The following is a 21889-nucleotide window of genomic DNA, read 5'->3' on the forward strand; positions in this document are numbered from 1 at the left end:
TCACCACCGCACCCGCCTCGGCCTCCTTCAGAATGCCGATGATCTGCTCTTCCGAAAACTGCTTCCGCTTCATTCTGTCCGTCCCTTCAAGGGGCCGGTCTCTAGGTCCAGATGGATGAAGAAACGGGGGTCACGTCAACACGTTTCTGGGTCAAAAAGGGTTGGCGGTCACGGGTAGACAGCGGCCGCATGGTGGCTCTAATTGCTCCTTATTCGGAGGTTCAATATGATCAGCTACGCTCAAGCTCGTGAGGACGTGCTTCTCCATCGCGCGCTCCACCGGGTTCCCTTCAGCGAGGGCTTCTACATCGACGTGGGCGGGTTTGACCCAACACACGACAGCGTCACCAAGCATTTCTATGATCATGGCTGGCGAGGAGTGAACGTCGAGCCCGGAATGGATCTCTTTCCGGCCTTTGTGAGGGATCGACCGCGTGACATAAATCTGCAGGTTGCTGTCACTGATCATCCTGGAGAAGCGACCTTTCACGGCGTCGAGGGACAACTCGGAACACTAGAAAGTCGTTTCGCCAAGCGGCACGTCGAGTCAGGCTTGATGTCGCGGTCTTATACAGTGCCGGCAATGACTCTGGCTCAGATCTGTGAAGAGCACGCGCCAACGGAAATTCACTTTCTGAAAATTGACATAGAAGGTCATGAGGGGGCGGCGATCCGTGGCATGGACTTTTGCCGCTTTCGACCGTGGGTGCTTGTGATCGAAGCGACAGAGCCAAACAATATGTCTGCGCCGACGTATGGAGAGTGGGATCCGACGGTCTGTGCCGCTGGATATCGAATGGTATATACCGATGTTCTAAATCGATATTATGTCGCAAATGAGCATGCTGACCTGATCCAATATTTTACAAATCCTGCCGACGATTATCACTACGGATATGTTATTAAGGAGCTTCACCAACTCCGGGGTAGGGTCGCCGAACTGGAGGCGCGCTTTGGCCGGTAGCACTTGAGGGCGCTTCATAGGCTTATTCTTGTGGGGGCCTTACGCTCTAAATGTAGATGTTAGAAGTGAATAGCACAGTTCTGTCTGCGCTAAATGGCAGCTCGACGTCACGCGGGATCGCTCCTGAGGCAGCAGCCAAACCAAAACGCGATCCGTCGATCGCTGAGGTGGCCCCCTAAATTACCGGATAGGGCCTCGCTCTTAGATAAGAGTGAGACATATGACTGACGGTACGACCAGGCGTTACAACAAGGGTGAGGTCCTCAACGGGGTTCAGCGCCGGAGGCGATGGACCCCGGAGGAGAAGGTGCAGATCGTCGAGGAGACCTACCTGCCGGGCATGAGCGTGTCGCTCGTAAGCCGCCGGCACGGGATCAGCGGTAGCCAGATCTTCACTTGGCGCAGGCTGATGGCTCAGGGAGCGCTGACTGCCGCCACGGCCGACGAGGAGGTCGTGCCGGCGTCCGAGTATCGCGCCCTGGAAGCGCACGTGCGCGAGCTCCAGCGGCTGCTGGGCAAGAAGGCCATGGAGAACAAGCTGCTCCGCGAGGCCGTGTCCCGCGCCGCAGGCCCAAAAAAACCGCTGCTGCGCTCGACCTCGTTGCCCAGGGGTGGTCTGTGAGCGCCGTCGCGAGCGCGATCGGCATCACCGCCGAGGACGTCCAGGACCTGATGGTCGCCACCGTCGAGCACCGCTTCGAACCCGTGAACTGCCTGCCAGAGCAGATCGAGTAGCTGAGCGACAACGGCAGTTGCCACACTGCCCGAGACACCCGCGCCTTCGCCCGCGAGATCGGCCTGGTGCCGCGCACGACGCCGGTCAGCAGCCCGCAGTCCAACGGCATGGCCGAGGCGTTCGTCCAGACGCCCAAACGGGACTATGTCCGCGTGAGCCCAAGGCCGGATGCCAAAACCGTCATCGAGCAGCTCCCCGTCCGGCCGGCGCACTACAACGAGGTGCACCCGCATCGCGCGCTCGGCTATCGTGCGCCCCGCGAGTACATCGCGCGAACCCGCGAGGCCCCGTCAGGCTTTTAAACTAGAGGCTGTTATGGACTTGGAAGCGCCGAAGCCGCCGCAGATACCCCGTCGCACCCGACATGTTTCGTCAAGCCGCCAGCACGTCCTTTACGGACGAGCGAATGGCGGAACATGTCGCGGTGATGCAGTCCTAGGGGACTGTCGACATCCCGAAACTGATCGTTGACCTGACTTACGGCATCAGGCGCTTGCGTCCTTGTGACAGATGCCAGCGCATTGTCAGCGCCGCGCTTTCGGCGTCCTGGGCGCCGATTGCCTCGACGATCGCGTCATGTTCGCCCATCATCGCTGCGATCACTTCCGGCGGGCGCGAGCGGGAAATGTCCACGCCCGCCTTGAGAATGCGGAGCACCTCGTCGTGCAGGTGATCGAAGATCGACACGAAGGCGGTGTTTGCCGTGGCTTCGAAGATCGCGCGGTGGAGAAGCCAATCCTCATCATGCGCCGGAGCGCTCGAGAGCAGCGCCGATCGCAACTCGGCGAGCCGCATCTCAATCTCGGCGAGCTGCGCCGCCGACCGGCGCTGCGCGGCCAGCCGCGCGGCCTCCGCCTCCAGCACGAAGCGGACCTCGTACGTCCCCAAGGTCGCAGCGAGATCCGCCATCGGCATATGCGCGCCCAACCGCTCGGACGGGCGACGCTTGACGAAGGACCCTGCCCCGCGTCGCGCCTCCGTAATCCCGTCCGATGCCAGCCGGACCAGCGCCTCGCGCACCACGGTTCGAGACATGCCGAACATCTCGGCCAGCCGCGCCTCCGCCGGCAGCCGGTCGCCCGTCATCAGCGCGTCGTCGTTGATGATCTGGACAATGCCCGTATAGGCCCGATCCGCGAGTCGCTCCTCGCTCATGACCGTGCTCGCCGCCGGGGGTTGATCGGATGCCGTGTCACTTTCATACGATATAGCTCGCTGCCAGAACCATGATGAGTCCGGCCACCGAGATCACGGTTTCCAGCATCGACCAGGTGCGGAACGTGTCGGCGGTGGTGGTGCCGAGATATCCCTTCACCAGCCAGAAACCGGGATCGTTGACATGGCTGAAGAACACCGATCCCGCACCGACCGCTAGCACGACGAGCTCCGGGGACGCACCGCTCGCGGCGACCACGCCCGGCATCACACCCACTGCCGTGATCGTTGCCACGGTCGCGGACCCGGTGGCAAGGCGGATCGCCACCGCGATCAGCCACCCCAGCAGCAGCGGCGAGATCGCCTGGAGCGATGCGAGCCGGGCCAGCAGGTCCGACAGGCCGGCGGTCACCAGCACCTGCTTCAACGCGCCGCCCGCGCCGATCGCGAGCAGGATGGCACCGGCGGTCGCCATGGTGCCCGTCCACACCGCATCCTGAACGGCCGCCTCGCGCAGCCGCCGTCCGAACAGCAGGGGCAGCGCCACGAGGTTGGTGACGAGCAATGCGACGACCGGATTGCTCGCCGCCGTGAGCCAGGCGGAGCCGGTCAAACCGGGCAGGAACTGGCCCAGTTCGCCCGCGGCGATCAGCACGACCGGCAGCAGTACGATCATCAGCGCGACACCCAAGCCCGGCGGGGTGACTTCGAGGATGGGCCGCTCGATCACGGGTGTACTCAGCCGTATACCGCGCGCGGTCAGCATGGCTAACGCCGGTCCCGCGATCACCGCGGTCGGTACGGCGATCAGGATGCCGTAGATCATCGTGCGACCGAGGTCCGCACCGAGTGCTTCGACCGCCAGCAGCGGTCCCGGATGCGGCGGGACGAGCGCGTGGACGACCGACAGGCCGGCGAGCGCGGGCAGCATCAGGCGCAATTTGGCGGTATCTTTGCCCGATCCCTCCGGCAGCGCCGCCGCCGCCGCCGCGACGATCGGCAGCAACAGCACGAGACCTGTTTCGAAGAACAACGGCAGGCCGATCACAATGGCGATGAACATGCTGGCCCAAGGCGCGCCGCTCGGCTTGATCAACCGCAACCCGGTAGTCGCCAGCGCGGCGGCTGCGCCAGAAATCTGCAGCATGGCACCCAACGACAGGCCGAGTGCAACGACCAGTCCGGTGCCGCCGAGGATGTCGCCCACCCCCTTCTGCACCGCCTTTGCCGTATCGATCAGCGGGACCCCCGCGATCAGGCCGACGGCGAAAGCGCCGGAGAGCAGGCCCAGAAAGGGATGAAGCCGACCGCGCACGATCATCAGCACCGCCAGTGCGATGCCGGACAGCGCGGCGATCACCAGCCGGAGGTCCTCGCTGCTCATCGCGCCACCCACATCGCAACGGCCTGCCCACGGCCCAGCTCAATCATGCCCTTTCCTCCCTGTGCAATGGCGCGTTGGCCTACTGTGGCCTCTGATACCTGTTGGACAGATTTTTACTGTCGATCAACAAAAAGACTTGAACACGGGCCGCTGGTGCGGGAATACTGCAAATCTGTCTAACTGATTTCGGATCAACCGAAGCGGGTCGGCTGCACGGTATCGTGCTGATCGACCGTGCAAGGCGCAGAAGGGGATGACATGCAAGGCGTTTCAGGCTTCGAATCTTCCAATGACAAACCCGCTCCGGCCGGGCGCCGCCCGGCATTGGCCGATCTGACCCCCACCCAGATGAAAGTGCTTCGCGGTGTTCATTCCGGTCAACTGAACAAGCAGATCGCGTTCGACTTGGGCATCGCCGAAGCGACGGTGAAGGCACATATGACCGCGCTGATGCGCAAGCTGAACGTCCGCAATCGCACCCAGGTCGCCATCGCCGCGCAGTTGCTGAGCGGGCAACACTGAACGCGAGCCGGTTTCCGTTTAAACGAGCCGTTCTCCATCCCTGCCCGGCTGTTCCTGATGGACTGTCCTTTTCGACCTTTCAGATCGCGATGGCGTACAGCGAATGATGGGTGAGAATGAACAAGGTGCGTCGACCGACGCCGCCGACCACCAGCTGTAGCGGCCGCTCCGGCACCTCGATCCGGCGGGTCAGCGCGCCGTCGGGCGCATAGACGAACACCTGTCCGTTGGCGACGTACACATTACCGGCCGCATCGCGAGCGACGCTTTCGGTGCCGCGGTTCGCAAAGACCTTCAGGTCGGTGACCGCCCCGCCAGCGCCCACGGTCCCCCGATACGTCTTGTTCTCCGATCCGTTCGCGACGAACACCGGTTCGCCTGGCCGCGCTGTCAGAAATCCGTGCGCGTCCAGCGCGTCGGACCAGCGCCAGCCGCAATGATCGTCTGGCCCCTGGTTCCACACGCGGAACGCCGGCAACGCGAGCGATCCGTCGGGCGAGACATATTCCATCGTCTTGGGCTGGCCGATGTCGCGTGCGAACATCTCCGCCAGCGTGGTGAATTCATAGGTTTTGGTGTCGATGCGATCCCTGAATTCACCGTTGTTCCAGATGTTCACCGGCAGCACGATCTCGGCGTCGGGCCGTGGCTTGACAGGGGTGGGCGCGATTGTCCGGACGACGAAGGGTGCCTTGGGCTTGATGCTGTACACGGTGCCGTCGCGACCGGCCGAGGACAGGACCATGAGGTCGCCCGACCGGTCGACTGCCAGGTTCACCGCGTCGAGCGGCGCATCGGCGACGATCGACAATCCGTCCCGCTTCGACCACGCATGAATGCGCTGGAAGAACCGATCGATGAAGTAGAGCGTGCCGTCGGCGTTCACCGCCGCGCCGGCGATGGAGTAGAAGCCGCCGGCCAGCTTCTCGACTCCCGGCGTGACCGGCACCACAGGTTGACTGGCGGGCGCGGTCCCCAGGGGAGGCACGTCCAGCACCGCGAACTCGCGTTCGCGCACCTCGGCGCCGCCTGTCATGTCCTTGATCGCGTTTTCGAAAGGAAACTTGCTGGCCCGCAGATAGGTGCCGCAGCCCTTATCGTCACAGCTCGCGAAGCCGCTTTCCGCATTGACGTGGACGTTGCGAAACCGGATCTCGCCCGAATTGTACAGCCGCACCGCGGGATCCATCGGCTTGATCGTGCGGGTGACGCGATAGCCGTGGTAATTGGCGAACAGAATGTTGCGCGAGTTGCGGATTTCGGTCGAGATCGCATCGACACCGTCGCGCACCTCCTGCTCGGTCTGCGGTGCCAGGAACTCCCAGTTTTGCACATTGTCGAGCACGATCTCGGCGCGATAATGATGCTCAGCCGACAATTCGTAGACGTGGCCCGGCGTCTTGGTATCTGAGACGTAGAAGCCGGCCTGCGCCAGCGTGTTGGGCGACCAGATCGCCGCGAACGTGCCGCCACCGCCATCGGTCACCCAGATGCTGGGATGCTGCCCGTCCGGGCGCGCATGCGGGTCGCCGGGCTCGATGCGACTGCCGGGCCCCAGCACCGTGCCGCCGCCGCCCTGGATCTTGACGTCGTTGACCATCGACGTCTCGCCTGCGCGCCACAGCAGCGCAGTCGCACGCGGATTGACGCCGCCCGTCCACAGGCCAACGCCCGACAGGATGGCATTGCCGCCGCGCGCGCTCTCTATCAGCGCCTTGGGGCTCCCGACGCCCATGTAGGCAGGCGTTTCGTCGGGCAGGTAGATGTGCGTCAGGCTGGGGTGCAGCGCGATCAGCACGGTATCCGGCCGTAGCTTCAACGTGTCAGTCACCCGATAGCGGCCCATCGGCAAGTAGAGCACGCGGTGGCGATCGATTGCGCGCTGCAACGCGGCGGTGTCGTCGGTCGCGTCATCGCCCTTTACGCCGAGATCATGGACGTTGATCCAGTCGCGAACCGGAGGCAGAGCCCTGATGGCCAGTGCGCGCCGCGGCGAGGGACGCGGCGCGGACGTCATCGCCACATCCGTCGCATACTCGCCGATCTGCCCGAGCCCTGCGAGCTTCAACCCGTAGTTGAAGCGCGCAACCTTGTAGCTCGCGCCCTGGCCCGCGACGGTGCGGCCGCTGTCGCGGAAACGCGCGAAGGTCGGCGTGGCAACCCCCAAGGCATTTTCAAAGCCGATCTGTGTGTAGACATTGCCTTCGTTGCTGATCACGATGCCAGCGCGCGACACATTCTCGAACCGGACGTCCTTGCCCCACAACCAGTCGCCATAGCCGCGGTCGATCTCGATACCGACCGGCGTGTTGCGCATTGCGACGTTTACCAGCGTCAAGCCCGCTTCATGCTCGCGGATGGCGGCATCGCGCTGGCCGTCGAATTCGGAGTCGATCAGTGTGAACTGCCATGCGGCGGATGGCTTTTCAGTCAAGATCCCGTAGCGGCCACCATAGAAGCGCAGGTCCTCGCATTCATTCCCCGCCTGGTAGATGCCGGCGAGCCCCGATCCGATATGGAAGTCGATGTGCCGCAGGAAGGCATGTTGCGCGGTGCGGAAGCGGACGCCAGTCGCCCCGGCGTTGCCCGCACCGATTTCGAAATCGACGTTGGACAATGCGGAATAGAAGGTGCTCGACGTGGCGTCGAAGATGTTGGGATCGAACGGTACGCTGGTCGGCGGTGGGACCGCCACATTGCCCACGCGGTACTGATCCTCGCCCGTGAAGCTGAGCATGGTGGCGATGCCCGAATCGAAGCCCGGTGTGTTGTCGCCCAGCACCAGCACCGGCCGGCTCCTGCCAATGCCGAAGATACGGACGGCGGATCGCACGAAAATGGTGCGTGTGATCCGATAGCGCCCGGATGGCAGGAACACGACACCGCCATGCTTGCTCGCCGCTGCCGCATCGATTGCGGTCTGGATCGCGGCGCTGTCGTCGGCACGTCCGTCACCAACCGCCTTGACGGTGATCGCACGCGGATCGTTTGGTCGGGTCAGATAGACCGATGTCGATTTCGCCCATGCAGGTGCGGGTATCAGCACCGCCGCGGCCGTCACCGCCCAGAACATCTTCATGTCGCGACTCCCGCTGTCGTTCGCCCAAAATGTAGCCCGGGCGCGCGCCGGCACCACCCACGACCAAGGTCTTGCTTTCCACGCCGCGCTCGACAAAGTCGGCAAAGCAGGTCTGTTGCCCCGCGCAAAACGATGATCCACCGCTCGCGTGCCTTGCCGCTGGCACGCCCGCGCGGGGGGCTGGGGATCAGCCACGGCAGCGTCTGTTATCTGCCCCGGCCGACCTCATCTGCCGACCTCGCGCAAGGCGATCGGGCCGACGGCTTCGCTGGACCCGACCGTACGAACTTTCTCACACACGGCCACGCGGGACGTCGCGATCAACGGCTTTGTTATTTCGGAAAGGTCCAAAGTGTTGTTATTCTACGCTGCCGCTAATCGAGATCCGCGCAGATGACGGGACGCGGAGCAGTTCGGCAAACGGATGGCGCCGTCGCGTGCCGTATCGTTGCGTTCCGTGCGTCACGATCCAACCAGCGTGGCCTTTTCCCGCTGGATGATCGCCATCAGCCACGTCTTGAACGCGCGCACCCGTTCCAGTTGACGGGTATCCTTGTGCGTGACCAGCCAGAATGATCGCGTGATCGCCACCTCCGGCAGCAACGGCACCAGGGATGGGTCGGCATCACCGATGAACCGCGGGAGCACGCCGATACCGGTGCCGGATTGCAGAAGCCGGTGCTGCGCGTTGATGCTGGAACTGCGCACGGCAGGCGTCAGCGCGGTGTCGATCTCGTCAAGATATCGCAACTCGGGCGCATAGAGAAGATCGGGGATGTAGCCGATCAGCCGGTGTTCGCGCAGGACGGCGATCGTTTCCGGCGCACCATGGGCCGCAATATAATCCGCGCTGGCATAGAGGCGAAGGCCATAGTCGCCTAACTTGCTGCACACCACCGGCCCCGCGCGGGGCTGCGCCAGCAGGATCGCGACGTCGGTTTCACGCTTCGATGGGCTGAGGAACCCGCTGCTCGCGGCCAGGTCGATCGTCAGGCGCGGGTGAGCCGCGGCAAACTCGTGCAGATGGCGGGCCATGAACCAGGTCCCGAAACCCTCCGATACGCTCAGTCGCAGCAATCCGGTCAACCCGCCATGTGGGTCATGCGCATCCGCGATCCGCTCGGCCGCGCGCTCCATGGCCTCGACATGGGCCAGCAACGACTCTCCTGCCGCCGTCATCACCTGGCCCTCGCGGGTCTGTTCGAACAAGGTCTGGCCCAGCCTGCGCTCCAGCCGCCGCAGGCGCCGCCCCATCGTCGTCGCGTCCACGCCGGCGGCCGCCGCCGCGCGCGCAATCTGCCCGGTCCGCGCGATCGCCAGAAAGTTCTGCAGGTCGTTCCAGGATAAAGGCTGCATATCTGCAGGGCACCATTGCAGGACTTCACCTTGCCGGCAACTGGCGGCCGGCGCATGGTCCGGTCGAACGGGAGAGTATGATGCGCACCATCGACCATGTCATCGTCGGTCATCAGGGCGGCGGAAGCGGCCGGACCGGAGACGTCTGGGATCCGAATACCGGCCAGGTGCAGGCGCGCGTCACCCTGGGCACCATGGCCGATCTGGCACGGGCCGTGGCCGCGGCGCAGGCGGCACAGCCCGGCTGGGCCGCCACCAACCCGCAACGCCGCGCACGCGTGATGTTCCGGTTCAAGGAACTGGTCGAAGCGAACATGGACGCGTTGGCGCAGATGCTTTCGTCCGAACATGGCAAGGTGATCGCGGACAGCAAGGGCGACATCCAGCGCGGTCTTGAGGTGATCGAGTTCTGCTGCGGCATCCCCCACATTCTGAAAGGCGAATATACGCATGGCGCCGGTCCGGGCATCGATGTCTATTCGATGCGCCAACCGCTCGGCATCGGGGCCGGGATCACGCCGTTCAATTTTCCGGCCATGATCCCGATGTGGATGTTCGGCGTCGCGATCGCGACCGGCAATGCGTTCATCCTGAAGCCGTCGGAACGCGATCCGTCGGTGCCGGTCCGTTTGGCAGAACTGATGCTGGAGGCCGGCGCGCCGGCCGGCATCCTGCAAGTGGTACATGGCGACAAGGAGATGGTCGACGCCATCCTTGATCATCCCGCAATCAGCGCCGTCAGCTTCGTCGGATCCAGCGATATCGCGCATTATGTCTACCGCCGCGGCGTCGAAGCCGGAAAGCGCGTGCAGGCGATGGGCGGGGCCAAGAACCACGGCATCGTGATGCCGGACGCGGATCTGGATCAGGTGGTTGCCGACCTGTCAGGCGCAGCATTCGGATCGGCCGGGGAACGGTGCATGGCGCTGCCGGTCGTGGTGCCGGTCGGCGACAAGACCGCCGATGCTTTGCGGGAAAAGCTGATCCCCGCGATCGCGGCGTTGCGCGTCGGCATATCGACCGACACCGACGCCCATTACGGACCGGTGATCAACGCCGCACACCGGCAGCGGGTGGAAAACTGGATCCAGACCGGTGTCGACGAGGGCGCGGAACTGGTCGTCGATGGCCGCGGATTCAGCCTTCAGGGACATGAACAGGGGTTCTTCATCGGCCCGACGCTGTTCGACCGCGTCACGCCGCAGATGCGCGCCTATCAGGAGGAAATCTTCGGCCCGGTCCTGCAGATCGTCCGCGCACCCGATTTCGAAACCGCGGTGCGGCTGCCCAGTGAGCATCAATATGGCAATGGCGTCGCCATCTTCACGCGCAACGGCCACGCCGCCCGGGAATTCGCGGCGCGCGTCAATGTCGGCATGGTCGGCATCAACGTGCCGATCCCGGTGCCGGTCGCCTATCACAGCTTTGGCGGGTGGAAGCGTTCCGCATTCGGGGACACCAACCAGCATGGCATGGAGGGCGTGAAGTTCTGGACGAAGGTCAAGACCATCACTCAACGCTGGCCCGACGGCACCGCCGATCTGCCGCGTGGCGCCGAAGACGGCGGGCCTGCGCGCGTGCAGGACGCCTTCGTCATTCCGACGATGGGCTGAGGTCATGGATCATCAATTCGACCTGACCGACGATCAGCGCGAGATCCAGGATCTCGCCCGTCGCTTCACCGCCGATCGCATCACGCCGCACGCCGCCGAATGGGACGAGCAGCACATCTTCCCGCGCGACACGATCAAGGCTGCGGCTGAACTTGGTTTTGCCGCGATCTATGTCAGCGAGGCATCGGGCGGCATCGCACTCGGCCGGCTGGAAGCTGCGCTCATCATGGAAGCGATGGCCTATGGATGCCCCTCCACCAGCGCGTTCATTTCGATCCACAACATGGCCGCGTGGATGATCGACCGGTTCGGCAGCGCGGTGGTCAAGGACAAATATCTGCCCAGCCTGGTCACGATGGATCGGCTGGCCAGCTATTGCCTGACGGAGCCGGGATCGGGATCGGACGCTGCGGCGCTGAAGACGCGCGCGGTCAGGGACGGCGACACCTATGTCGTGACCGGGACGAAGCAGTTCATCTCCGGCGGCGGCGAGAACGAGGTCTATGTGACCATGGTTCGCACCGGCGAGGACGGCGCGCGGGGCATTTCCGCGCTCGTGATCGAAAAGGATATGCCAGGGGTCAGTTTCGGGGCCAATGAACGCAAGCTCGGCTGGCATTCGCAACCGACCCGCCAGGTGATCCTGGATGAAGTCCGCGTGCCGGCCGAAAATCTGGTCGGGGCGGAAGGCGAAGGGTTCCGGATCGCGATGATGGGGCTGGACGGCGGCCGGCTCAATATCGGCGCCTGTTCGCTCGGCGGCGCGCAGCGCTGTCTGGATGAGGCGATCCGCTATACCAGGGATCGCAAGCAGTTCGGCAGCGCCGTCGCTGATTTCCAGACTACGCAGTTCACGCTTGCCGACATGGCGACCGATCTGGAGGCGGCGCGCGCGCTGCTCTATATGGCGGCGGCAAAGGTCACGGTCGACGCACCGGACAAGACGCGCTTCGCCGCCATGGCGAAGCGGCTTGCCACCGACATGGGATCGAGCGTGGCCGATCGTGCGCTGCAACTGCATGGCGGTTACGGCTATCTCATGGACTATCCCATCGAACGCTTCTGGCGCGACCTGCGCGTCCATTCGATCCTGGAGGGCACCAATCAGGTGATGCGCATGATCATCGGCCGCGAACTGTCGCGGCAATGACGGATCCTGTCCTCATCACGGTGGAGGGCGCGGTGGGCCGCATCCGCCTGAACCGGCCCAAGGCGATCCATGCACTGACCGTCGCGATGTGCGAAGCCGTGCTGGGCGCGCTGGAGGCGTGGCGGAGCGACGATGCGGTTCGCGCGATCATCCTCGACCATGCCGAGGGGCGCGGCTTCTGCGCCGGCGGCGACATTCGCATGCTGGCCGAAAGCGGCGCGGGCGACGGCGCTGCGGCGCGGCACTTCTTCGCGACCGAATATCGCATGAACCACCGGCTGTTCACCTATGCCAAGCCGATCGTCGCGGTCATGGACGGGATCACGATGGGCGGCGGCGTCGGCATCTCGCAACCCGCGCGCTTCCGGGTGGCGACGGAACAGACCCGGCTTGCGATGCCGGAAACCGGGATCGGCCTGTTCCCCGACGTCGGTGGCGGCTGGTATCTGTCGCGGCTGCCGGGGCGGATCGGCCGGTATCTTGCGTTGACCGGCCACCGGCTGGACGGCGCCGAAACGCACGCGCTTGGGCTGGCGACGCATTATCTGACCGCGGATCGGGTCGAGGACGCGAAACGCCGGATCATCGCCGATCCTGCGGCGATCGCCACCATCCTTGCGGATCTGTCGGCACCTGTGCCGGACGCGCGCATCCTGCAACATCGTGACGCGATCGACCACCTGTTCGCTGCGGACGATCTGGAAACCGTCTTCGCGACGCTGGACGACGATCGTGGCGCGTGGGCATCGGAGCAGCTGGCGACCCTGCGCACCAAATCGCCACAGGCGATGAAGGTCGCGCTGCGCCTGCTGAAGGACGGCGCCGCCATGGCGAACTTCGCGGACGAGATGGCGCATGAATATGCGGTGGCGTCGCGCGTGGTGCAGCGCCATGATTTCCAGGAAGGCGTCCGCGCGGTGATCGTTGACAAGGACAATGCCCCGCGCTGGGACCCGGCGACGCCGGCGGATGTACCCGACCATGTCATTGACCAGATTTTCGCCCCGCTGCCGGAAGCGGAGGCCTGGACGCCATAAGGGTCGCCATCCACGGTGAAGGCCGGCACGAGCGGCGGACCCGATCCGCACCAGGGGTGACGAAGGACGATGATGACCGAGACCATTCTCGTAGAACAGCGCGACCGGGTCACGCTCGTCACGCTCAACCGACCGAAGGCGCTGAACGCCCTGAACGGCGCGGTGCTGGATGAACTGCTCGCCGCGATGGCCGCGTTCGATGCCGATCCGTCGCAGGGATGCGCCGTCATCACGGGCAGTGAAAAGGCGTTCGCGGCCGGTGCCGACATCAAGGAGATGCAGGCGCAGGGCTTCGCGGACATGTATGGTCACGATTTCTTCGCCGGCTGGGATCGGTTCACACGCACCCGCAAGCCGGTCATTGCGGCGGTTGCGGGCTATGCACTGGGCGGCGGGTGCGAACTGGCGATGATGTGCGACTTCATCCTCGCGGCAGACACCGCGAAATTCGGTCAGCCGGAGATCAAGCTTGCCGTTTCGCCAGGCATGGGCGGCTCGCAGCGGCTGGCACGCGCGGTCGGCAAGGCGAAGGCCATGGAAATGTGCCTGACCGGCCGGATGATCGACGCGGACGAGGCGGAGCGGGCTGGCCTGGTCAGCCGTATCGTCCCTGCCGCCGATCTGGTGGATGAAGCGCTGAAGACCGCGACCGCGATCGCCGGAATGGCACCGCTGGCGGTGCTCGCGAACAAGGAAATGGTGAACATGGCGTTCGAAACCGGCCTTGCCGCCGGCGTGCAGTTCGAGCGTCGGCTGTTCCACGCCCTGTTCGGCACCGCCGACCAGAAAGAAGGCATGACCGCCTTTGTCGAGAAACGCCCGGGGCAGTGGACCGGCAAATAGGCGCGGGCTGTCCGCATCCCGGGCAGGGCCGCGGGACCAGCAACAGACCCGGCATGGTCCGGGCGGTAGTAGGAACGCAGGATATGGCACGCATCGCCTTCATCGGACTGGGGAACATGGGAAGCGGCATGGCCGCGAACCTCGCCAGGGCTGGCCATGACGTGCGCGCCTTCGATCTTTCGGCGGAGGCGCTGGACCGCGCACAGGCCGCGGGTTGCACGGCCGCGACCAGCGCCATCGACGCAGCGACCGGGGCCGACACGGTTGTCACGATGCTGCCCGCCGGGCAGCATGTCGCCAGCGTGTGCGATACGCTGTTTCCGGTACTGCCCGCGTCCGCGCTGCTGATCGACTGTTCCACCATCGATGTCGTCACCGCGCGCCAGGTTGCCGACGCCGCCGCCACACGCGGGCTGACCGCAGTCGATGCACCGGTGTCCGGCGGCATCGCGGCGGCGGCGGCGGGTACGCTCACCTTCATGGTCGGCGGATCCCAGGACGCCTTCACCAGGGCGCAGCCGATCCTGGCGCAGATGGGCAAGGCGGTGATCCACGCCGGCGCCAACGGCGCTGGCCAGGCCGCGAAGATGTGCAACAACATGATCCTGGGCGCGACGATGCTTGCGACCTGCGAAGCCTTTGCGCTTGCGGAAAAGCTCGGGCTCGACGCACAGGCCTTCTACGACATCGCCAGCGTATCATCGGGGCAAAGTTGGTCGATGACCACCTACTGTCCGGTCCCCGGCGTCGGCCCGACCACGCCGGCGGACAATGACTATCAGGGTGGCTTCGCGACCGCACTGATGCTGAAAGATCTGCGCCTTGCCGTCGCCGCTGCGCACGGTGCGGGCGCGGACATACCGATGGGGTCGCGTGCCGCCGAACGTTACGAGGCGTTCGATGCCGCCGGCCATGGACGGCTGGATTTTTCGGCCATCATCCGGACCTTGCGCGCAAAGGCGTGATACGCTTTCCGTTGCGCGTCACGCCGCGCGCAACGCGGCCAGGAACCGGTCGGCCGATGTCTTCAACTGTTCGGCGGAAAGTCCCACCGCCTGCGTGGTCACGTCCACCGATCGGGTGAGTTCGCGTGCCGCGCTGGTCGCCTTTGCGACGATCCCCATGCGCAGATCGGTCTCTCTGACGTGCCCTGCCATTTCGATCGCTTCGCGGCTGATGTCCTCGGTCGCCCCGCGCTGCTGCACCAGCGACGATGCGATCGTCGTCGCGATCAGCGTCACGCCGTCAATGCCGGTCGCGCTTTTTTCCAGGCTGTTCTGCGCGATCGAGACCCGCGCCACGATCTCGTCGGCCTGCGCGGTGACGTGTCGGGTCGCGTCTTCGGCTCGGCTGGCGAGCGATTTCACCTCTGCGGCCACCACCGCGAACCCCCGCCCGCTGTCACCGGCACGCGCGGCCTCGATCGTGGCGTTCAGCGCCAGTCGCCGGGTCTGCGTCGTCACCCTGCCGATCGCGGACGCGATCTCGCGCGTCTCCATCGCCGCCATCGCCATGGCATGGACCTCCTGCTTGCTGGCGGCGGTCATCTGCTGGACCTGGCCGCTCACCAACGCATGCTGTGCAACCTGATCGGTCAGTTCGGACACCCCGCTCGCGACCGCACTTGCCGATCGCGCCAGCGCCGTTACCGATCGCGACGCCGCCTCCGCCCGCGCCACGGCCACGACGGTCGCATCCTGGCTTTCCTGAACCACGCGGAACAGCGCGTCCGCCGCCTGCTGAAGCTTCAGGATCGCGTCCGCATTGGCGGCAACCACCGAGCCGATCTCCCGCTCGAACAGGTCGGCAAGGCTCAACATCTGTGCGCGGCGCTGGTCTTCCGCCATGCGGGCTGCGGCATCCACCCGGCGCACTTCCAGGATCTGCTGGTCGATCAGCGCACGATCCATCTGTTTCTTGGCAACTTCCTCGCGCAACCGCGCGTCGTGCAGGCGCTCCTTGGCCCGCGCCGATTTCAGGAACATCCGGCTCTGGTCGATCGCCACGCGCGCCAGAATGGCGAACATGATCAGGATCAGCGGGATGGCAACCAGCGATCGTCCCCGCGTGGTGGCGAAGGTGCACAGGAACGGCACCGCGACCGGCGTGGAAAATGCCAGGAACGCCGCCGGCAGGTTCAGATAGATCACGAAGCCGATCGCCACGAGCCCGACCTGCAGGCTGGCGACCAGCATCGCCGTATGGACGTCCGCCTTCGACATCATGCCCGCCGTTATCATCATCCAGCCGCCGCCGTGCAGCAGCGCGGACAGCATGTGACGACGAGTCCATGCGCGCCACTGTTCGGCCGGTATGCGCCGCGGCAGGCTGATCAGCATTCCCAGGCAGGCGATCGCGACCGTCAACTGCCCCGACAACAGCAACCCGTGCTGCGACCCGGACCAGAACAGCGGAACGATGGCGGCGGAAACGATGATCGCCAGCATCGTGGTCCACCGGACGGTGGCGCCGGTGGCGTCGAGCTGCCGCAGCAGGATATCGCGGTCGAGTTCGCTTTCGTCCTTCCCGGATCGGACCAAGGCCCGCAGATAGCCGGTGCCGGCGTGCCATGATTTCAGACGATGAAGGGCGGTGGCGCTGGACATCACAAGCACCATCATCGCGGTCAGAAATTAATTTCCGATTGGCGCTGCGTCAAAACAAACGCCCGCATCTGCCGGAAGAAACTTATGTCAGGATGAAAGGTGCCGGGTCTTTGTGGCTGCTCGGTCGGCACCCGGCCGGCGGGCCGACAGGGTCGAAGCACCGCGCGCCAAGATGCTTGCACGGACCGGCTCCACTTGTCAGTCTGCTGGCCTGGCCGGGGGAGGTTCTGAGATGCGCCGAATGATGCTTGCCTTGCTGCTGGTCACGGCGGAGCCGGCGGTTGCCGCCGCGCCGGTCCCGACCGTGCAGTTCCTCGCGCCGCCTGCGGGTGCGCGGCATTACACGATCAGTTCGGAAGCAGGGAAGCACGGCGATGTCTGGTCGTGGACCACGTCGGCCGGGGCCGCAGCCTATCGCATGTCGCTGTCGCTCCGCGGCTGGATTACCGAGATAGACGAGGTAATGACGATCGGGTCGGACGGCCGCGCACGCGCGATCGCCATCCGCGGCTACACCGACCAGGGCGACGCGACCGAGCAGTTCGCCGTCGGGCTCGACGGTATCGCGCGTTGGAAAACGACCATCGATTCCGGCACCGCGCCCTTCGGCAACCGTCACTATAACAGTTATGGCGGCCCCTTGCTGGCAGCCGAACATGATATCGGCGCGCTGGTGGCTGCCGGCGACAAGGGCATCGACCTGCTCCCGACCGGTCATGCCAGCATCGTCATCGGGTCGCCGCAACACATCGACGGTCCATGGGGCGCCAAGATCCTCAAGCTTGCGTTCATCAGGGGCTACGGATTCGCACCGTCGCCCGTGTGGCTCGACCAGGACAACCGCTTGTTCGGAAATGCCGGCATCATCTCGCTGCTGCCCGAGGGTTTCGAGCAGGCCGGGCCAAAACTGAAGGCGATTCAGGACGACGCGATCGCCGCGATGGTGCGCGATGTCGCCCATGGCTTCCTGAACCGCGAAAACCGTACCGCGACGCTGATCGATCATGTGCTCATGTTCGACTCGGTCGCCGGCCGCTATGTGCCGGATCGGGCGGTTCTGATCGCGGATGGGACGGTGGTCGCGGTCGGCGCGGCGGGGACCATCCCGGCGCCCGCCGGCGCGACGCGGATCGACGGACGCGGCAAGACGCTCCTGCCCGGCCTCTGGGACTCGCACCAGCATGTCGGCGACGATTGGAACCTGTTGCAGAATGTCGCGACCGGCATCACCAATTATCGCAGTCCGGGGTCGATGATCGACGAGGCGGCCAGCATCTACAAACGCCGCGCGACTGGCGACCTGCTCGCCCCAGACGGCAAGGTGTCGGTGATCATCGATCGCAAGGATCCACTGGCAGCGCAGGGTGCCCTGACGGTTTCTTCGGCGGCGGAGGCGATCGCGGCGGTCGGCAAGATCAAGGCGGCGGGGCTGTGGGGCGTGAAATTCTATACCTCGATGAACCCGGCCTGGATCGCACCGGCGGCGGCGGAGGCGCATCGGCTGGGCCTGCATGTGCATGGCCATGTTCCCGCCGGCATGCGCCCGCTGGACGCCGTCAGGGCCGGATATGATGAGGTCACGCACATCAATTTCATCATGATGCAGGCGATGCCACAGGAGGTCGTCGACAAGGCCAATACCGCCGCGCGGCTCGAAGGCCCCGCCCGCTATGGCAAGGATGTCGACCTCGACGCACCCGCGATGACGCGCTTCTATGCGGAGCTTGCCGATCGGCACACCATCATCGATCCGACGCTGACGGTCTGGGAACCGCTGATGACGTCGGACGGAAGCGCGATTTCACCGGAATATGCGGCGTTCGCGGAGATCGCGCCGGCGGCGGTCGCGCGCAGCTGGAAGATCAGCGGCTATCCTCTTTCTGCCGGGCTGACCCGGGACGATTACCGCAAGAGCTTCGCCAAGATGGTCGGGCTGGTCGGGCGGTTGCACCGGGCGGGCGTACCGATCGTGGCCGGAACGGACGGCTATGGCCTGGAACTGGTGCGCGAACTCGAACTCTATCAACAGGCGGGGCTCAGCAACGCCGCCGCGCTGCAGACCGCGACGATCATTCCGGCCCGGATGACCGGCATGGATGATCGCACCGGGTCGATCGCCGCGGGCAAGACCGCCGACATCATCCTGGTCGACGGCGACGTGTCGAAGGACCTCGGCAATCTTCGGCACGTCCGCACCGTGTTCCTGGACGGCTACCGCCTCGACGGTGCGGCCCTGCGCCAGGCCAGCGGCCTTACCGGGATGCCGAAGTAAGCCGTGGTGCCGGCGGACGTTCAGCCGATCATCCGCCGCAGTACCGTATCACGCAGCAGGAAATGATGGCGCAATGCCGCCAGCATGTGGCCGATCACCAGGGCGACCAGCATCAGCCCCAGCCAGTAATGGGCCGCGTTGGACGCCGTGGCGATCGGCGCGCCCTTCATCACCGCGAACTTCGGTACGGCGAACAGGCCGAACCAGTTCAGGGGATATTTTCCTGCCGACGACAGGATCCAGCCCGTCATCGGCATGATCAGCATCAGTCCATACAGCAGGATATGCACCGCATGGGCAATCCGGCGCTCCCTGGCGGGCGTCCCGGCCGGCAACGGCGGCGGCCGATGCGTCCACCGCCAGCCGATCCGCACGAAGGCCAGCGCCAGCACGGTCAAGCCGATCGACTTGTGCAGCGGGATCGGGCTCGCGCCCATCGCCTTCTCCATCACGTCATGCGCCAGGCCGACGATCAGGTTGAAGATGATGAGCGCCGCCATCGTCCAGTGCAGCGCGATCGCAACCCGCGTGTACCGGGAATCGCCGCCCACCGTCTCATCCATGGTGGCTGAGCTGGGCGACCGGCGAGATGTCGGTGAAGCGCGGCACGTCGGCGAAGACGGCCGCCGCCTCGGGGCCCGCCAACGCCGCATCGCGCGCCGACGCGTCCCGGAACGTCAACATCGCCACCGCCGCGAATGCCGGATCAGGCTGATCGGGCAACAACGCTTCCGCCGAAACCAGTCCATGCTGCGTCCAGGCATCCCGAACCAGGGGCATGTGCGTCCCGACATAATAATCGGCGTCGAACCGCGTACCCGCGTTCGTCGGATACAGCACCATCAAGATCGCCATATATTGTCCTGTCCTATTGCGTCGGACCGCCCGACCTTTCAGCATGACATAGAACAGGATCAGGACGCAGGAAAGCGGCACCGTCGATCTCCGCCGATGCGCGTCAAGGATTTCGGCTGTTCCACACGCGGCATCTCTGCGGCCTGCCAGAGGTGCATAGATCTGTTGCAATGCAGCACTATCATTCGCGCCATTGGACTATTGGACACAAAGTTGCGTTTGCATGAACCAGTATTTTAACTATCCTTCTTATACCGACGCAAAGACGTTGAAAAAAGGGAGGGGTTATGAAGATTTCGACACGGTGGCTCGCCGCCACGGCAACCTGCGCACTATTGCTGGGCGGGGCATCCCCCGCACTGGCGCAGGACAGTTCCAAGATCGACAGCCTGCTGTTGCGGCTGAAGGACAAGGGCATCCTGACCGAAGACGAATATGCCACGCTGATGGCGCGCAGCGCGGTGGACGCGCAGGCTCCGGTCGCCGCGGCGGCAAACGGCAATTCGGCCGCGGTCACCACCAGCGAAACGCAGCCGCCGCAACAGGCCGCGGCTCAGGCTCTCGACGGCCGGATGGTCCGCTTCACGGAAAGCGGCGTCGGGCTGGAAATGGGCGGCGTGACGCTCAAGGTCTCGGGATCCGTCAACGGCTTCTACACCCATGACAATCCGGATCGCGGTGGCGCGGGGCGGACCGTCGACGGTGGCTTGGCAGGCGTCGGCAGCAGCAGCTCGTCCATCCGCAACGGCCTGCTGCCCGGCTTCCTGAAGGTCGACGTCACGACCCAGCAGGGTGGCTGGGACGTCGGGGCGCATTTCGGGCTCTATCCGGGGATCAACAGCGTCTCCGGCGTAGGCGGCGCAAACAGCGCGGGAACGCCGCAGGCGTTGGCGACATCGGGTATCGACGCCCGCCAGACCTATCTCACCTTCGGGCGGGCCGGGTTCGGGGAGATCAAGGTCGGCCGCGACATCGGCCTGTTCGGGTCGGACGCGATCCTGAACGACATCACCCTGCTGTCGGTCGGCAGCACGGGCGGCAACGCCGCGCCGTCGAACACATCGCTCGGCCGGATCGGCATCGGTTATATCTACACCGACTTCATGCCGCAGATCACCTATACCACGCCGAAGTTCGGCGGGTTGCAGGCGAGCATCGGCATGTTCCAGCCGCTGGTCACGATCGGCAATACCGAAGTCAACAAGTCGCCGGGGTTCCAGGCAAAGCTGACCTATGACTTCAAGGCGGAGGATTTCGTCGGTCACGCATGGGTCGGCGGGATCACGCAGAAGCATGACGGCACCGGCCTGTTCCCAAGCTATACCGGCAGCGGGTTCGATCTTGGTGCGAAGCTGACCTATGCCGGCTTCGGCGTCACCGGCTATTATTATGCGGGCAGCGGAATCGGCACGACGGGGCTGTTCATCCTGTCCACCAGCGCCGCAGGCCGCAAACGCGACAGCGACGGCTTCTATGCGCAGGCAACCTACACGCTCGACAAGTTCACCGTGGGCGGCAGCTATGGCGAGAGCCACCTCGATCTTGCGCGTGGCGAGATCAACCCCACCCTGCTCGACACGAACATGAGCTATGTCGGGCAGCTGCGCTACGGCCTCACCAGCTGGGTGACGCTGATCGGCGAATATACGCATACCCGGTCGGAGGCCCAGAATGGCAATCGTGCCGTCTCCGACGCGCTGACGAGCGGCGCGATCCTGTTCTTCTAGGCACCCACCGCAGACGCCCGGCCTCCCTTCCTGCCGGAAGGGGGGCCTTTTTTGTGCCTGCACCACCGGCCGCCGCGCCGGGTGACGATACGCCGTCCTGCACAGCCCGAAAACCGCATCGCTGACAGCCGTAGCCGATCAGCCTGCGTCGGGTATGGTCGGGGGGGACGCGAGTGTGGCGGCATAGACAATGACACGGCTATAATGACACGGCTATGGAGCCCGCATCCCGCCGCGCGGCCACGAACGCGGTGCGCGCTCCACCCGTCGGCTGAGGCAGCCCGAACGAATAGGGCGCCCGCGGATATCTGATGGTTCTTTGATCGATTGGCGTCAGCCACATGATCGCTTTTCGGCAGGCTCCGCGAGGCCGTGGCAACGACCGACGATGGCGTTACCGCCATCCGGATCCGGGTGGAAATCCGCTGAGGCGGACCACCCGAACCAGAGACGCAGGATGGATCGTCACCCGCCAGCTGCGTGTCGACCACGGTCGGTAGACCCCACCCCGCGAACCGGCCTTGCGACGCTGCACACCGCGGCAGGCTCCTGTGTCTGGCGCCGACAAGCGCCACTTCCTGGCTCGCGTG

16 protein-coding genes and 1 pseudogene are annotated in these 21889 nt (G+C 65.0%); 10 read left to right on the forward strand and 7 right to left on the reverse strand.

Annotation, left to right across the window (positions count from 1 at the left end; translation table 11 throughout):
• Window positions 1–226 precede the first annotated feature (226 nt).
• Window positions 227–964, forward strand: a complete 738-nt coding sequence (locus tag VF649_RS09320) for an FkbM family methyltransferase (RefSeq protein WP_331011686.1) — start codon at window positions 227–229, stop codon at window positions 962–964.
• Window positions 965–1184: 220 nt separating this feature from the next.
• Window positions 1185–2002: pseudogene (locus tag VF649_RS09325) on the forward strand (transposase).
• A gap of 175 nt (window positions 2003–2177) precedes the next feature.
• Here the strand turns inward: VF649_RS09325 and VF649_RS09330 are convergent.
• Window positions 2178–2855 (reverse strand): FadR/GntR family transcriptional regulator, encoded by a 678-nt coding sequence (locus VF649_RS09330; RefSeq protein ID WP_331011687.1) that lies wholly within the window; start codon window positions 2853–2855, stop codon window positions 2178–2180.
• Window positions 2856–2898: 43 nt separating this feature from the next.
• Window positions 2899–4239 (reverse strand): gluconate:H+ symporter, encoded by a 1341-nt coding sequence (locus VF649_RS09335; protein ID WP_331011688.1) that lies wholly within the window; start codon window positions 4237–4239, stop codon window positions 2899–2901.
• Between the two features lie 258 nt (window positions 4240–4497).
• On the opposite strand from VF649_RS09335, the gene VF649_RS09340 reads away from it, so the two are divergent.
• Window positions 4498–4761 (forward strand): helix-turn-helix domain-containing protein, encoded by a 264-nt coding sequence (locus VF649_RS09340; protein WP_414713659.1) that lies wholly within the window; start codon window positions 4498–4500, stop codon window positions 4759–4761.
• Window positions 4762–4840: 79 nt separating this feature from the next.
• Here VF649_RS09340 and VF649_RS09345 read toward each other — a convergent pair whose 3' ends face one another.
• Together VF649_RS09345 and VF649_RS09350 are read right to left on the reverse strand one after the other, a co-directional pair.
• The gene (locus VF649_RS09345) at window positions 4841–7840 is read right to left on the reverse strand and encodes a glycosyl hydrolase family 28-related protein (RefSeq protein ID WP_414713658.1); all 3000 of its coding nucleotides are present in this window, start codon (window positions 7838–7840) and stop codon (window positions 4841–4843) included.
• A 462-nt stretch (window positions 7841–8302) separates the two neighbouring features.
• Window positions 8303–9196, reverse strand: a complete 894-nt coding sequence (locus VF649_RS09350) for a LysR substrate-binding domain-containing protein (protein WP_331011690.1) — start codon at window positions 9194–9196, stop codon at window positions 8303–8305.
• 80 nt (window positions 9197–9276) lie between these two features.
• On the opposite strand from VF649_RS09350, the gene VF649_RS09355 reads away from it, so the two are divergent.
• The 5 genes from VF649_RS09355 to mmsB all read left to right on the forward strand — a co-directional run bounded on the left by VF649_RS09355 (window position 9277) and on the right by mmsB (window position 14804).
• Window positions 9277–10809 carry a CoA-acylating methylmalonate-semialdehyde dehydrogenase gene (locus VF649_RS09355; protein ID WP_331011691.1) on the forward strand — a complete coding sequence of 511 codons (1533 nt, stop codon included), beginning with the start codon at window positions 9277–9279 and terminating at the stop codon, window positions 10807–10809.
• Between the two features lie 4 nt (window positions 10810–10813).
• On the forward strand, window positions 10814–11959 hold the full coding sequence (locus VF649_RS09360; RefSeq protein WP_331011692.1) for an acyl-CoA dehydrogenase family protein: 1146 nt from the start codon (window positions 10814–10816) through the stop codon (window positions 11957–11959).
• Window positions 11956–12996, forward strand: coding sequence for an enoyl-CoA hydratase/isomerase family protein (locus VF649_RS09365; protein WP_331011693.1), 1041 nt, complete (start codon window positions 11956–11958; stop codon window positions 12994–12996). Before VF649_RS09360 ends, VF649_RS09365 begins: the two co-directional genes overlap by 4 nt.
• A 69-nt stretch (window positions 12997–13065) precedes the next feature.
• Window positions 13066–13839, forward strand: coding sequence for an enoyl-CoA hydratase (locus VF649_RS09370; RefSeq protein ID WP_331011694.1), 774 nt, complete (start codon window positions 13066–13068; stop codon window positions 13837–13839).
• A gap of 83 nt (window positions 13840–13922) precedes the next feature.
• Complete coding sequence (gene mmsB / locus VF649_RS09375) at window positions 13923–14804, forward strand: 3-hydroxyisobutyrate dehydrogenase (RefSeq protein WP_331011695.1); 882 nt, start codon at window positions 13923–13925, stop codon at window positions 14802–14804.
• An 18-nt stretch (window positions 14805–14822) separates the two neighbouring features.
• Here mmsB and VF649_RS09380 read toward each other — a convergent pair whose 3' ends face one another.
• Entirely contained in the window at window positions 14823–16379 is a 1557-nt protein-coding gene (locus VF649_RS09380; protein ID WP_331011696.1) for a methyl-accepting chemotaxis protein, read from the reverse strand.
• A gap of 298 nt (window positions 16380–16677) precedes the next feature.
• On the opposite strand from VF649_RS09380, the gene VF649_RS09385 reads away from it, so the two are divergent.
• Window positions 16678–18717 carry an amidohydrolase family protein gene (locus VF649_RS09385; protein ID WP_331011697.1) on the forward strand — a complete coding sequence of 680 codons (2040 nt, stop codon included), beginning with the start codon at window positions 16678–16680 and terminating at the stop codon, window positions 18715–18717.
• A gap of 20 nt (window positions 18718–18737) precedes the next feature.
• On the opposite strand, the gene VF649_RS09390 is transcribed toward VF649_RS09385, so the two are convergent.
• Together VF649_RS09390 and VF649_RS09395 are read right to left on the reverse strand one after the other, a co-directional pair.
• Window positions 18738–19280, reverse strand: a complete 543-nt coding sequence (locus VF649_RS09390; protein ID WP_331011698.1) for a cytochrome b — start codon at window positions 19278–19280, stop codon at window positions 18738–18740.
• Window positions 19273–19572, reverse strand: a complete 300-nt coding sequence (locus VF649_RS09395) for an EthD family reductase (protein WP_331011699.1) — start codon at window positions 19570–19572, stop codon at window positions 19273–19275. The genes VF649_RS09390 and VF649_RS09395 overlap by 8 nt, the downstream gene beginning before the upstream one ends.
• Window positions 19573–19859: 287 nt before the next feature.
• On the opposite strand from VF649_RS09395, the gene VF649_RS09400 reads away from it, so the two are divergent.
• Window positions 19860–21299, forward strand: coding sequence for a porin (locus VF649_RS09400; protein ID WP_331011700.1), 1440 nt, complete (start codon window positions 19860–19862; stop codon window positions 21297–21299).
• Window positions 21300–21889: the final 590 nt, after the last annotated feature.

Source organism: Sphingomonas sp. (assembly GCF_036387535.1).
Lineage (GTDB): Bacteria > Pseudomonadota > Alphaproteobacteria > Sphingomonadales > Sphingomonadaceae > Sphingomonas_R.

What these genes read in the sequence shown, in the direction of transcription:
- VF649_RS09320 (WP_331011686.1), top strand. Translation starts at nt 227, where the DNA reads ATGATCAGCTACGCTCAAGCTCGTGAGGACGTGCTTCTCCATCGCGCG.
- VF649_RS09330 (WP_331011687.1), bottom strand. Translation starts at nt 2,855, where the DNA reads ATGAGCGAGGAGCGACTCGCGGATCGGGCCTATACGGGCATTGTCCAG.
- VF649_RS09335 (WP_331011688.1), bottom strand. Translation starts at nt 4,239, where the DNA reads ATGAGCAGCGAGGACCTCCGGCTGGTGATCGCCGCGCTGTCCGGCATC.
- VF649_RS09340 (WP_414713659.1), top strand. Translation starts at nt 4,498, where the DNA reads ATGCAAGGCGTTTCAGGCTTCGAATCTTCCAATGACAAACCCGCTCCG.
- VF649_RS09345 (WP_414713658.1), bottom strand. Translation starts at nt 7,840, where the DNA reads ATGAAGATGTTCTGGGCGGTGACGGCCGCGGCGGTGCTGATACCCGCA.
- VF649_RS09350 (WP_331011690.1), bottom strand. Translation starts at nt 9,196, where the DNA reads ATGCAGCCTTTATCCTGGAACGACCTGCAGAACTTTCTGGCGATCGCG.
- VF649_RS09355 (WP_331011691.1), top strand. Translation starts at nt 9,277, where the DNA reads ATGCGCACCATCGACCATGTCATCGTCGGTCATCAGGGCGGCGGAAGC.
- VF649_RS09360 (WP_331011692.1), top strand. Translation starts at nt 10,814, where the DNA reads ATGGATCATCAATTCGACCTGACCGACGATCAGCGCGAGATCCAGGAT.
- VF649_RS09365 (WP_331011693.1), top strand. Translation starts at nt 11,956, where the DNA reads ATGACGGATCCTGTCCTCATCACGGTGGAGGGCGCGGTGGGCCGCATC.
- VF649_RS09370 (WP_331011694.1), top strand. Translation starts at nt 13,066, where the DNA reads ATGATGACCGAGACCATTCTCGTAGAACAGCGCGACCGGGTCACGCTC.
- mmsB (WP_331011695.1), top strand. Translation starts at nt 13,923, where the DNA reads ATGGCACGCATCGCCTTCATCGGACTGGGGAACATGGGAAGCGGCATG.
- VF649_RS09385 (WP_331011697.1), top strand. Translation starts at nt 16,678, where the DNA reads ATGCGCCGAATGATGCTTGCCTTGCTGCTGGTCACGGCGGAGCCGGCG.
- VF649_RS09390 (WP_331011698.1), bottom strand. Translation starts at nt 19,280, where the DNA reads ATGGATGAGACGGTGGGCGGCGATTCCCGGTACACGCGGGTTGCGATC.
- VF649_RS09395 (WP_331011699.1), bottom strand. Translation starts at nt 19,572, where the DNA reads ATGGCGATCTTGATGGTGCTGTATCCGACGAACGCGGGTACGCGGTTC.
- VF649_RS09400 (WP_331011700.1), top strand. Translation starts at nt 19,860, where the DNA reads ATGAAGATTTCGACACGGTGGCTCGCCGCCACGGCAACCTGCGCACTA.